At 69.6% G+C, this 11500-nt stretch carries 9 protein-coding genes; 3 read left to right on the top strand and 6 right to left on the bottom strand.

The window, feature by feature from the left end; genetic code table 11:
- Positions 1-64: 64 nt before the first annotated feature.
- Together JIX56_RS32930 and JIX56_RS32925 are read right to left on the bottom strand one after the other, a co-directional pair.
- The gene (locus JIX56_RS32930) at positions 65-1357 is read right to left on the bottom strand and encodes a hypothetical protein (RefSeq protein WP_257545985.1); all 1293 of its coding nucleotides are present in this window, start codon (positions 1355-1357) and stop codon (positions 65-67) included.
- Positions 1358-1404: 47 nt separating this feature from the next.
- Positions 1405-3531 carry a transglycosylase domain-containing protein gene (locus JIX56_RS32925; RefSeq protein WP_257551269.1) on the bottom strand — a complete coding sequence of 709 codons (2127 nt, stop codon included), beginning with the start codon at positions 3529-3531 and terminating at the stop codon, positions 1405-1407.
- 413 nt (positions 3532-3944) lie between these two features.
- Between JIX56_RS32925 and JIX56_RS32920 the strand changes: the two genes are divergently transcribed.
- Together JIX56_RS32920 and JIX56_RS32915 are read left to right on the top strand one after the other, a co-directional pair.
- A complete protein-coding gene (locus JIX56_RS32920) occupies positions 3945-4166 on the top strand; it encodes an FmdB family zinc ribbon protein (RefSeq protein WP_257545983.1) in 222 nt (73 codons plus the stop codon).
- A 127-nt stretch (positions 4167-4293) separates the two neighbouring features.
- On the top strand, positions 4294-4998 hold the full coding sequence (locus JIX56_RS32915) for a DedA family protein (RefSeq protein WP_443032076.1): 705 nt from the start codon (positions 4294-4296) through the stop codon (positions 4996-4998).
- 24 nt (positions 4999-5022) lie between these two features.
- Here JIX56_RS32915 and JIX56_RS32910 read toward each other — a convergent pair whose 3' ends face one another.
- The 3 genes from JIX56_RS32910 to JIX56_RS32900 form a co-directional block, all read right to left on the bottom strand.
- Positions 5023-5841 carry an HAD family hydrolase gene (locus tag JIX56_RS32910; RefSeq protein WP_257545979.1) on the bottom strand — a complete coding sequence of 273 codons (819 nt, stop codon included), beginning with the start codon at positions 5839-5841 and terminating at the stop codon, positions 5023-5025.
- Positions 5841-8462 carry a phosphoribosyltransferase gene (locus tag JIX56_RS32905; protein ID WP_257545977.1) on the bottom strand — a complete coding sequence of 874 codons (2622 nt, stop codon included), beginning with the start codon at positions 8460-8462 and terminating at the stop codon, positions 5841-5843. Before JIX56_RS32905 ends, JIX56_RS32910 begins: the two co-directional genes overlap by 1 nt.
- 79 nt (positions 8463-8541) lie before the next feature.
- Positions 8542-9708 carry an HpcH/HpaI aldolase/citrate lyase family protein gene (locus tag JIX56_RS32900; protein ID WP_257545975.1) on the bottom strand — a complete coding sequence of 389 codons (1167 nt, stop codon included), beginning with the start codon at positions 9706-9708 and terminating at the stop codon, positions 8542-8544.
- 189 nt (positions 9709-9897) lie between these two features.
- On the opposite strand from JIX56_RS32900, the gene JIX56_RS32895 reads away from it, so the two are divergent.
- Positions 9898-10707 (top strand): TerD family protein, encoded by an 810-nt coding sequence (locus JIX56_RS32895; protein ID WP_257545973.1) that lies wholly within the window; start codon positions 9898-9900, stop codon positions 10705-10707.
- 51 nt (positions 10708-10758) lie between these two features.
- Here the strand turns inward: JIX56_RS32895 and JIX56_RS32890 are convergent, their stop codons facing one another.
- Positions 10759-11499 (bottom strand): TerD family protein, encoded by a 741-nt coding sequence (locus JIX56_RS32890; RefSeq protein WP_257545971.1) that lies wholly within the window; start codon positions 11497-11499, stop codon positions 10759-10761.
- Position 11500 lies beyond the last annotated feature (1 nt).

Genomic DNA, 11500 nt, shown 5'->3' with positions numbered 1-11500 from the left:
TGACCTCCTCAAGTGAAGTGAGGCCGGGGGGAATAACAAGTGGGCAACATGGGTATCCATGCGGCTATTTCACGACCGTCGCCCAGTCGTCCGGCGCCTGGGCGGGGTCGAGTCCGCGCAGGTTCGCGAGGGTCTGCGGGGTCTGTACGTCCATCCAGTCGGCCAGTTCGTCGAAGGACACGCACTTCACGTCCTTCTTCACGCACACGGTCTTGATGACCTCGTCGACGGCGTTCATGTAGATGCCGCCGTTCCACTGCTCGAAGTGGTTGCCGATGAACAGGGGCGCCCGGCTGCCGTAGTACACGCGGTTGAAGCCGGCCATGTAGGTGTCGATGGTCTCCTGCTGCCACGTCGGGTACATGGCCGGATCGCCCTCGGTCTGCCCGTCGGACTGGTTGTAGAGGAAGTTGAAGTCCATCGACAGCGCCTGGTACTCGTCGTTGTACGGGAGCATCTGCAGCGGGAAGTCCCAGACGCCGTTCTTCTTGCCGGGCCATACCTGGTAGGCGCCCGGGGAGCTGGCGTCGTAGCGGTAGCCGAAGTCCTTGACGGCCTTCAGCAGGTTCTCCTGGCCCTCCAGGCAGGGGGCGCGGCCGCCCTTGACGGCCTTGACGTCGAAGGGCAGCGGGTCGACGTCGGTGTAGCCGGTGTTGGTCTTCCAGTTCTCCAGGAAGGAGTTGAACTCCTCGATCTCCTGCTTCCACTCCGCGACGCTCCAGTCGCCGCCGCCCTTCTCGCCGCAGAAGTGGCCGTTGAAGTGGGTGCCGATCTCATTGCCCTCCTCCCACGCCTTGCCGAGCTGTTCGAGGGTGGTGCGGACGTGTTCGTCGGTGGGGTAGCTGATCGCGGCGGAGCCCTTGTCGTGCTGCGGCGGGTCGTAGAGGCTCCGCTTGTCCTTGGGCAGCAGATAGATGCCGGTGAGGAAGAACGTCATATGGGCGTCGTACTTCTTCGCCAGCTGCCGGTAGTGCTGGAAGAGTTCGTCGTCGCCGGCGAGCGCGCCGTCCCAGGAGAAGACGACGAACTGCGGCGGCTTCTCGCCCTTCTTGAGCGGTACGGCCTTCAGCCGGCCCTTCTGCGGGCCCGTGTAGGAGGTGGAGCCGTCCCCGATGATCTTCGTCTTGCCGTCCCACTCGGGCTCCGCGGAGGCCTTGGTGGACCCCTTGTTGTTCCCGCTGCCTGCCGAAGAAGCGGTCGGCGCGGTGTCGGCCGAACGATTCAGCACCAGATAACCGCCGACGAGCGAGGCGGCCACGAGGAGCGCGGCCAGGGTGAGGAACTGCGGGCGGGTGGTGCGGCGCTGCGGGCGGGCCTTGCGTCGGCGGCCCCGGTGCGGCTTGCTGCCAGGCTTCATGTACGGCTCATTCTGCGAGGGTGGCGGGTGCGGGTGCTCATCGGTCGTCAGCCGACGCTCATCGCACTGGACCAGATGTCGTAGGGGACACCGGAGTTGGGCGTCCCGGCGATCCCGTCGAGCGGCAGCGGCTCCAGGCTCTCGGTGAGGTCGATGCGGTAGACGACGACGGCGGTCGACACGTCCTTCGCCGTCCCGACGTACCAGGCGGCCTTGTCGTCCTGGGTGGTCCCGCCCTTGCCGGCCGCCTCGAAGGAGGCGGCGCCGGGCGAGACGGGGTGGTCGGCGCGGAAGGCGTCCGTGAGCGCCGAGGTGACCTCGGCGGCCACGTCGGCGCCCACCGCGCGCTTCGGCTTCGGGGTGTTCAGGGCGGCCTTGGACCCGTTGTGGGTCACCTTCCGCACGGAGTACGGCTCGGTGTGCTTGCCCAGGGCGGCGAAGGTGCTGTAGCCGCTGGCCATGCGGATCGCGCTGGGCGTGGCGCTGCCCACGGACAGCGCGGGCACCTGAGCCCCGAAGCTGGAGGAGAGCAGTCCGGCCGCCTCGGCGGTGTCACGCACCTTGTCCAGGCCGGTGTCCATGCCGAGCTGCATGAACGGTGTGTTCACCGATCCGGCGAGCGCGTCGTGCAGGGTGATCGGGCCCCAGGACTTCTCGCCGTCGTTGTGGGCGTAGACCTGGTCGCCGTCCCGGTCCCAGTACGGCCCCTCGGGGGTGGTCACCGGGACGGCGTCGTTGCCGTCGTAGACCGTCTCCGGGGTGACAGGTGTAGCCTCGCCGCCGCGTTCCTTGACGACACCGTGTTCCAGGCCCGCGGCGTAGACGAACGGCAGGAAGGCCGAGCCGGACGGGACGGTGGTCGCGTTCGACTCGTTGTAGCCCTGCTTACGGTGGTCGGGGCCGCCGTAGACGGCGAGGATCCGCCCGTCGGCGGCGACCGAGGAGGCCCCGAAGTGGGCCGTCTTCGCCTTCTTCGGCTTGTCCTTCTCCACCTGCTCGCGCGCCTTGGTCACGGCGTCGGTCAGCTCGCTCTGCCGGTCCTTGTCGAAGGTCGTGTAGATCTGGTAGCCGCCCCGGTCGAACTCCTGGTCGGTGAGGTTCGCGGCCTTCTTGGCGTACTGGGAGGCCAGCACCACCAGGTAGTCGCTCTGCTTGCCGGTGTCGTACTGGTTCGACTGCTCGATCGGCTCGGGGAACTTCGTGTACGTGGCCCGCTCGGCCTTGGACAGCTTCCCGATCGCCACCATCCGGTCCAGGGTCCACTCCCACCGCTCGACCGCCCGCTCGCGGTTGGCCTTGCTGAGGGAGGGGTCGTACAGGCCGGCGCCCTTGAGGAGGGAGGCGAGGACCGCGGCTTCGCTGACGTTCAGTTCGTTGACGTCCTTGCCGTAGTACGCCTGGGCCGCCCGCTGGATGCCGTAGGTGCCGCGGCCGAACCAGCTGGTGTTGAGATAGGCCTCGAGGATCTTGTCCTTGCTCATCTTGTTGTCGAGCTTGAGGGCGATCATCGCCTCGTCGAACTTGCGGCTGAGCGAGCGGTCCTGGGACAGGTACACGTTCTTGACGTACTGCTGGGTGATCGTCGAGCCGCCCTGGGTGTCGCCGTCGCCGACGGTGCGCACCAGCGCGCGGGTGATGCCGCTGACGGAGATGCCGGGGTCGGAGTAGAAGCTCGCGTTCTCCGCCGCGAGGACCGCCCAGCGCACGTCCTCGGGGACGTCCTTGAGCGGCATCGCCTGGCGCCGCACCCAGCCGGTACGGGCCATGGGGGTGCCGTCGGACCAGAAGTACACGTTGTCCTGCTGGGTGGCGAAGGTGTTGAGGTCGTTCGGTATCTCCGTGGTGGCGTAGGCCACGGTCAGCAACATGGTGCTGATGCCCACGGTCAGGCCGGCGGCCCCCAACGACTGCCGCCAGGACGGTACCCAGCGACGCCAGTCGGCCCGGCCCGGGCGCGGGTACCGCGGACGCATACGGCGGACGAAGGGGGCGAAAGGGGCGAGCCGCGAGCCGACGACGGCGGCGAATCTGGCTGGAACGGACGGCCGGGGCGCCTTGCGTCTGCCCCTCTTTCCCGACTTCGGCTGCTCCGTCGGACTGTCGAGTACGCCCGGATCGAGCACCCGCAGCTGCATGGTCTCGTCCGCCGGGACGGCGGGGAGCTTCAACTGCATGGTGAGGTCGGACTCCTGGGGTATCTCCTGAGGCTCCTCCCCGCTAGCCACGGCGGGCTCCCTCGAACGGGCGGCCCGAGCGATGCGCGGCAACGATTCTGCAGTGCGCGGCAACGTTTCGCTCGCGCACGGCGACTATCCGACCGGGAGACGTAGCTCCCGATCGACAAAGGACAGCGGTCACTACTGTCCCCCCTCCCCACTTGGCATCGCCCGCGTGGACAGTCGCAGCCGCCACACCCGCGGCTACGAGCCCCCTCTTCCCCCGGCCTTTCGGCCTCCACACAGCGACCACAAATTATCAGTCACTTTCACAACCGCTTCGGTCGGCAGCGTGAAAATTTAGCCAGAAAGACCGACGAGCCCGAACCGGGGCCTCCTGCCACCACCCCGGCGCCGGTTAGCCTGGGCCCATGCCTCGCTACGAGTACCGCTGCCGGACCTGCGGCGACACCTTCGAACTGAGCCGCCCGATGGCCGAGTCGTCCGCCCCCGCGGACTGCCCCGGGGGCCACTCCGACACGGTCAAACTGTTGTCGACGGTCGCGGTCGGCGGCTCGGCCACCGCGTCCGCGCCCGCACCCCGGGCGGGCGGCGGCGGGGGCGGCTGCTGTGGTGGCGGCTGTTGCGGTTGATCAACACACTTCGATCAACGGCCCCGGGACCGGCAGCGTTCACCGGTCCTCCGGCCCGCCCCTGACCGTTCACCCGTCCCTCAGGTTCTCTTCAGCCACGCCCGCCTAGCGTGCCCCCATGACAGCCATGCAAGCGGAGTCGATGAGCGGCGCGCCCCTGTGGGTCATCGGTCTGATGGATCTCCTGGGGGCGCCGGGCGCCGGCCTGGCCGTAGCGCTGGAGAACCTCTTCCCGCCGATCCCCAGCGAGGTCGTCCTCCCCCTCGCCGGCTTCGCCGCGAGCACCGGTCAGATGAGCCTCTGGGCCGCCCTCCTCTGGACCACCGCCGGCTCCGTCGTGGGCGCCCTCGCCCTCTACGGCGTCGGCGCCCTCCTCGGCCGCGAGCGTACGGTCGCCCTCGCGGCCAAGCTGCCCCTGGTCAAGGTCTCCGACATCGAGAAGACCGAGGCCTGGTTCCTCAGGCACGGCACCAAGGCGATCTTCTTCGGCCGCATGATCCCCGTCTTCCGCAGCCTCATCTCCCTACCGGCCGGCGTGGAACGCATGCCCCTCCCCACCTTCACCCTCCTCACCACCCTGGGCAGCGCCCTCTGGAACACGGCCTTCGTCCTGACCGGCTACTTCCTGGGCGCCAACTGGCCGGAGGTGACGGCGATCGCCTCGACGTACTCGAAGATCGTGCTGGCTGCGGCGGCCTTGGCGGTGCTGGCGTTCGCGCTGACCCGCTTCTTGAGAGGGGGCAGGGGCAGCCGCCGCCAAGGGGCGCGGGGAACTGCGCGACAAGCCACGAACGACCCGCAGCCCGCCAACCACAGCACCCCCACCCCCTGACCGGCCCAGTCACCCGAACCCCGCTCAGCCTTCCTTCACGGCCCGCAGAAACTCCCGCAGAATCCGCTCCCCGGCCAACACACCCCGCTCGGGAAGAGCACTGACCGCCGGCCCCACCCACCCCGCATCCGCCAGCTCCCCATGCCCGGGCCGCCAGGCCCGATCCACCGCGAGCAACAGATCCGCATCGAGCAACGAATCCCCCGCGGCCAACGTCAACTCCGCCCCGGTCCTCCGCGCGACCTCACGCATGGCCGCGCTCTTGGTGAGCGGCTTCGGCACGGCATAGAGCTTGCGCCCCTGGAGCGACACGGTCCACCCCCGGTTCTCCGCCCACACCGCCAGATCCTTCACCCACTCCTCGGGCAGCAGCTCACGCTCCACGACGAGATAGACGAACAGATCCTCCGCGACGCGGTGCTTACGCACCCACGCCGGGTCGGTCGTGGCCGCCAGATGGTCCCGCACCTCCGCGAGCGACGCGCACTCGTCCGCGAGCCGCGCCGTGACCCGCTCGTACCAGGCGACGTCCGTGACACCGTCAACCAGCAGATGCCCGCCGTTGGCGCAGATCGCGTACGTCGGCTCCGGCCCCGGCAGATTGATCCGCTGGTACTGCTTGCGCGTCCGGGTCGTCGTCGGCACGAACACCGCCGCGTCCCCCAGCTCCGCGAGCAGCCGCGAGGCCGTCTCCGTCATGTACGACAGCGGCTTGCTCTCGTGCACCTCGACGGTGAGCAGCCGGGGCGCGTGTGCGTCCGGCATCGTCAGCGCGAGCGCGGCGGCCGAGTAGATGAGCGTACGGTCGAGATCGCTCGCCACAAGAACCTGGGGGCCCGGCATCAGACCGCCACCGCCTTACCGTCGGCGCCGGTCGCGCCCCGCGTGTACTGCGGGTGGATCAACCCCACGCAGGTGTACGGCAGTTCGGCCACCTCTTCCACCGGTACCCCTCTCTGTTCGGCGAGCAGACGTACATGGTCGAGGTCCGCGCCCGCCCCGGCCCGCGCGAGGATCTTCCACGGTACCCGGCGCAACAGGACGCGCGTGGTCTCGCCGACACCGGGCTTGACCAGGTTGACGTCGTGGATCCCGTACTCCTCGCTGATGCGCTCGACGGCCGCCCAGCCCTCCCAGGTGGGCGTGCGATCGGCGGCGAGCAGCTCCTTGGTACGGGCGTCGACGGCGTCCACGACATCCGCGAACCGCGCGGCTATGGCGTCCAGGAACTCCACCGACACATCGACGCCGGCCAGCTCCCGGTAGAACTTGGCCCCGTGGAAGTCGTCGGGCCCGACGAGATCCGAACGCAGCACGGTCCGCGATATCAGCCCGGAGACGGTCGAGTTGAGACAGGCGGACGGAATGAGGAAGTCCTCCCGCGTGCCGTACGTCCGCACACACGACCCCGGATCGGCGAGCACCGCGATCTCCGGATCGAACCCGGTGATCCCGTCGGACTCCTCGAACTCCAGCAGCGCGGCGGCGAGTTCACGGGTGATCGCCCCCTTGCCGGTCCAGCCGTCGACGAAGACGACAGCGGCGGGGTCATGATGGGCCGCCAGCCACCGCAGCGCGTTGGCGTCGATACCCCGGCCCCGCACGATCGACACGGCGTAGTGCGGCACCTCGACCCCATGCCGGTACTGCGCCCACCGCCGCATCAGCACCCCGACGGGCGTCCCGGCCCGGGCCAACGACACGAGGACGGGCCGCGCCGCCCGCTCGGCCAGCAGGGTCTCGGTGACGACCCCCACAGCCAGGGCGATCCGCTCGGCGGAGGCCTCCAGCGCGCTGTGGAAGAGCGCCTGGTACTGCTCACTCGGCTGGTACTCGACCGGCAGAGACTCCGCGTAGTGCGCGCCGCCGCTCTGAATGGCCTCCTCCCGCTCCTCGGTGGGCGCCTCCAGCGTCACCTCCGAGAGATCCCGCAGCAGCCAGCCGACCTCGTCCGGCGCGTAGGAGGAGAAGTCGGGGCCGCGTAGGGGCTCGGGCAGCATGGAGGACCTTTCGGTGACGGGCGAGATCGACTTCTTCTGTTCTGCCGCGTCAAGCGGCTCCTTCACTCCGGTCCCCTCGAACCGCCGGCCCTCTTTTCCCGCCGCGGCGGCGCTCGGCCGGGACGGTGCGGCCCGGTGGTGCCGGACCGGCGGGGTGTACGACGGGACCACGGCGAGCAGCACGCTCGGCGTGTGCGCGGCGAGGGTCGCCAGCAGGCCGTCGGCGGCGTGCAAGGCCGGCGTGTCCGCCGTCGAGTCGACGACGGCGACGACCGCGTCGAAGTCCCCGCCCGCCACGTTGTACGCGTACCGCTCCCCCGGCCCGTCCGCGGGCTCGTCGTGCGCGGGGAAGACGATGCGGCTGCGTATCGCGTAACCGGGGTCGTCGACGGCGAGGACGGGCGACCGCGTGGTGGTGGAGAACCGTATCTCCAGCCCGTTCGCGGACTTCTCCAGCCCGTTCGTCGACTTCTCCAGCTCCCGCGCGAGCGCGAGCGGCGCGTACATCAGCTCCTCGAAGCCGAGCACGAGCACCCGGCGGGCACCGGGCGGCAAGGCCTCCGCGAGGCGTGCGGCCATACCGGGCAGCGCGCTCTCCAGACGCGCACGATGGGAGGGCGTGAAGCCGTGCCGCCCCCCATCGGGCACCCCGTCCGGCCAGCCCAGCTCGACCCGGGTGACCTGCGCCGCCCGGGCCGCGGCCGTGGGCGCCGCAGCCTTCTCGTACTCCGCGACCAGCGCCTGCCCCTTCTCCAGCACCCCCTCCGGCAGCCGCACGGTCCCCTTCGCCGCGGCCACCAGATCGACCCGCGCCCCGATCTCCTGAGCGAACTCGGCCAGGCGCCCCTGGTCGGCGGCCGACCTCATGTCGACCAGCGCCACGACGACGTACCGCTTCCGCGGGTACCGCTCGTGCAGCGCCCGGATGGTGTTGAGCACCGTGTTCCCGGTGGAGAACTCGTCGTCGACGAGCACCAGCGGCCCCCGCCCCGCGAGCAGCGTGGGGTCCTCCGGCAGCAGCAGATGCGACGTCGCGTGGGAGTGGGACTCCTCGAAGCCGCCCGCCTGGTGGACGCCCTCGACCGGGCGCCGGGTGGAGTGGAGGTAGGGCGCCTCGCCCACCCCGTCCGCGACCGAGTGCCCGAGCCCGGTGGCCGTCTCGGCGTACCCGAGGACGACGGCGGTCCGCGCCCCGGCCGCGCCCAGCAGCTCACGCACCCGGCGCCCGAGCTCGAAACCGTAGCCGTGCACGACGGCCGGCGACTGCGGCACATGCTTGCCGAGCACGTTCGACACCAGCAGATGTGCCCGCTTGGGGTTGCGCCGCAGCGCGAGCCCCAGCAGACCGCTCAGCTCCTCGTCGCCAACCAGTTCGACCCCGAGCCGCTCGGCGACCCAGGCCCCGGACCAGACCGCGCCGGACGCGCCGGTCGTGTCGGTCGTGTCGTTCGCTGCGTTAATCATCGATTCCTTAGTCGGTACGTCAGTACGACGGTACGACGTGCATACGGGCGTCGGTACATGAGCCGCGTGAGCGGAAAGTTCAGTCGGGCAGCCCGGCGGCCAGGAGATCCACGAACCCGATGTCCTCGTTGGCGACCCCGAAGACCTCGGCGCGCTGCAGAACCCTTTCGGCCCAGGCGCGATGCGGCTTGACCTCGTTCATCTTGTTCCGGGAGGCGGAACGCAGAACTCCGCCGCCGTTGCGGTCGGGCCGCACGATGTCCTCGGCGTCGCCGAACTCCTCGTGGCTGACCACGGAGAGCGCGTGCACCGGCAGTACGTGCGAGGGATGGATGCAGGTCTTGCCGAGCAGCCCGTTGGCCTGGTCGAGGGAGATCTCGCGCAGCAGACCGTCCAGCGCGTGCTCGATGAGCGTCTCGCGCAGCCGCCCGGCCCGGTTCTCCAGGAAGGGGCTGGTGCGCAGCTGTGGCTTGAACATCCGCTCCTGGACCCGGAAGTACTCCCACACCGGCCCGGTGACCGTGAATCCGGTGCCGTCGGCGCGCCCCAGCACGTTCACCACGTCCGCGATCACGGAGGCGACGATCTGGACGTCGTACGCGGTCATGTCGGGCGGGCGGCGCAGCGCGTACGAGGAGCAGAAGTCGGTGACGCCGAGGCGCAGCGCGAGGACGCGGTCGCGGTACTTGTCGACGGTGTGGGCGATGCCCTGGAGCGCTTCTACGCGCGTCTCCCTGTACATCAACTCGGGCGATTCCAGCACCGGCATCCCGAACAGCCGCCGCCCGCTCGCGGACTCCGCGGCGGTGAGCGCCTCCAGGAACGCGACGCCCCGCTCCTCGGTGAACTTCGGGAACACGAACCCGGACAGCAGCCGTACCGCCGGGCCGAAACGGCTGACGAGGTCGGGTATCTGCTCGGGGAAGCGGACCCGGATGAACAGCAGCGGAAGCTCGACGTCCGGCCGGCCGGCGAGGTCGGCGAACTGCCGGACCAGGTTCTCCTCGGCGCCCACGACCTCCGCGTCGTCGATCGAGTCCTCCAGGCACAGCACCATGGAGACCACGCCACGTCCGGCCTGCTTGACGATGTCGTCGGCCAGCCGCTCGCGGGTGGCCGGGCTGTAGAGCGTGGCGCCGAGGGCGGCGGCGAGCACGCGGGCCGGGGAGTCGGCGTCGAACTCACCAGGCTCCCGGTAGAAGAGGCGCTGACGCTCCTCAGGGGCGATGTGCCCGAAATGACGCATGTGATTCCCCCGTGGCTGCTAGGCGGCCGTCGCGATGGTGGCCGGTAATAGTACGTACAAATGTGTGACATCAGTTCCCGCCGGGCGTGAAGTTCTGGTAACCCGGCCATGTCGGGCGCAGGACGATTCCACTGACGGTTCGCCGCCCCCGCGTTGTCGTGACCAGGACCGAGAGGGCAGGATGACCGCATGACGCACGCGATGCTGAAGGGGTCGAACGTCCCGATCGAAGCCACGGCGGTCCGTGCCGTGCTGCGCTGGGCGCCGGGTCAGGACTCCCCGGACGTCGACGCCTCGGCGCTGCTCCTCGGTCTCGACGGACGCGTACGGTCCGACGAGGACTTCGTCTTCTACAACCAGCCACGCCACCCCTCGGGCAAGGTGTGGCGGCTCGGCAAAAAGCGTGTGGCCGAGGGCCTCACCGACACCATCCAGACCGATCTGGCGGGTGTCGAGTCCGCCGTCGGCCAGATTCTCCTCGTGGCCTCCGCCGACGACGTCTCCGGGAACCCCGTCTCCTTCGCCCGCGTACGGTCCCTGCGCATCCTGCTGTACGACGCCACCGTCGCCGAGGCCGAACCGCTGGCGTACTTCGACATCAAGCCCGAGACCGGCGACGAGACCGCCCTCATCTGCGGCGAGCTCTACCGTCGCGGCGGCGGCTGGAAGTTCCGCGCCCTGGGTGAGGGTTACACCAACGGCCTCCAGGGCCTCGCCACGGACTTCGGCATCTCGGTCGACGAGTCGGAGGCGGCGGCAGCCGCAGCGGCCGCGACCGACCAGACGGCCACGACCCAGCCCCCGGCCCCGGAGATCTCGGCCCCCCTGCCCCCGGAGCAGCCCCCCGCCGGCGTCCCGTCCCAGCCGGCCTACGGCTACCCCCAGCCGACCCCCGCCACGGCCAACGGCCCGGCCTACGGCTACCCCCAGCCCACAGCGGCGGCCCTGAACCCCGACTTCCGCCTACCCCCGCAGGGGCCGCAGTTCATCGGGCGCTGAGGGGCTTGCAACCAGGGGGCTCCCCGGTGCTTTCAGGGGCGCGGGGCTTCCTCACCTCTGCTCAGCCTTGGTCTTGTAACCCCGCCCCCACTGCAACCCCCACCCATACAACCGATCAAGCTCCGCCTGAAAGCCATAGACAAACTTCACTTCCCGGCGCACAACGATCTCCCCCTTGACGTTCTCGATCATCACCACCGCACACGACCGAGCCTGAGGATGCCTCTCATCCAGGCCTATCTCGATCCGCGGCCCATTGCTCGGATACAGCGTCACGATCGCGTGCGTACGGTCGAACGCCGGCGTCTGGTCGTAGATGTAGACGAACACCAGCATCCGCTTGAAGTTCTCGCGGTGATCGAGATTGATGTACATCGTCTCGCCGGACCCCGACCCGAACCGGTCGTCCCCACTGAGCCGCATGTACGGCGGTTCGTTGATGTCACCGAGGAAGCCGCCCAGCGGCTGCACGACCCCCTTCGTCCCGTCGGCCAGCTCATACAGACAGCCGAGGTCGAGGTCGACGTTCACCATGCTCTGGCTGTGCGCCTGCACCTCCTCCGGCCTGAGCGCCTTGAAGGGGTGCCGCAGCACACTCTGCCGCTTCATCCCGCCGATGTCGGACGTCCGCATCCGCCAGGACAGGTTGACGCGCAGGTGCCCCGCCGCGGCGTTCTGCTTGCTGAGGGACACCTTCTGGTGCCGCTTGGTCAGCTCGATCGCGTTGGTCGCCGCGTTGCCCGCGTCGAACTCCGTGGCCCGCCCGCGCCAGAGGTTGTCCAGGAAACTCATG

The sequence above is a fragment of the Streptomyces sp. CA-210063 genome, assembly GCF_024612015.1.
Classification (GTDB): Bacteria; Actinomycetota; Actinomycetes; order Streptomycetales; family Streptomycetaceae; genus Streptomyces.
This window is presented reverse-complemented; position numbering and strand designations above follow the sequence as displayed.

Coding starts and splice junctions, on each gene's coding strand:
- JIX56_RS32905 (WP_257545977.1), bottom strand. CDS start 8,462: ATGATTAACGCAGCGAACGACACGACCGACACGACCGGCGCGTCCGGC.
- JIX56_RS32890 (WP_257545971.1), bottom strand. CDS start 11,499: ATGAGTTTCCTGGACAACCTCTGGCGCGGGCGGGCCACGGAGTTCGAC.
- JIX56_RS32925 (WP_257551269.1), bottom strand. CDS start 3,531: ATGCAGTTGAAGCTCCCCGCCGTCCCGGCGGACGAGACCATGCAGCTG.
- JIX56_RS32900 (WP_257545975.1), bottom strand. CDS start 9,708: ATGCGTCATTTCGGGCACATCGCCCCTGAGGAGCGTCAGCGCCTCTTC.
- JIX56_RS32930 (WP_257545985.1), bottom strand. CDS start 1,357: ATGAAGCCTGGCAGCAAGCCGCACCGGGGCCGCCGACGCAAGGCCCGC.
- JIX56_RS32915 (WP_443032076.1), top strand. CDS start 4,294: ATGCAAGCGGAGTCGATGAGCGGCGCGCCCCTGTGGGTCATCGGTCTG.
- JIX56_RS32910 (WP_257545979.1), bottom strand. CDS start 5,841: ATGCCGGGCCCCCAGGTTCTTGTGGCGAGCGATCTCGACCGTACGCTC.
- JIX56_RS32920 (WP_257545983.1), top strand. CDS start 3,945: ATGCCTCGCTACGAGTACCGCTGCCGGACCTGCGGCGACACCTTCGAA.
- JIX56_RS32895 (WP_257545973.1), top strand. CDS start 9,898: ATGACGCACGCGATGCTGAAGGGGTCGAACGTCCCGATCGAAGCCACG.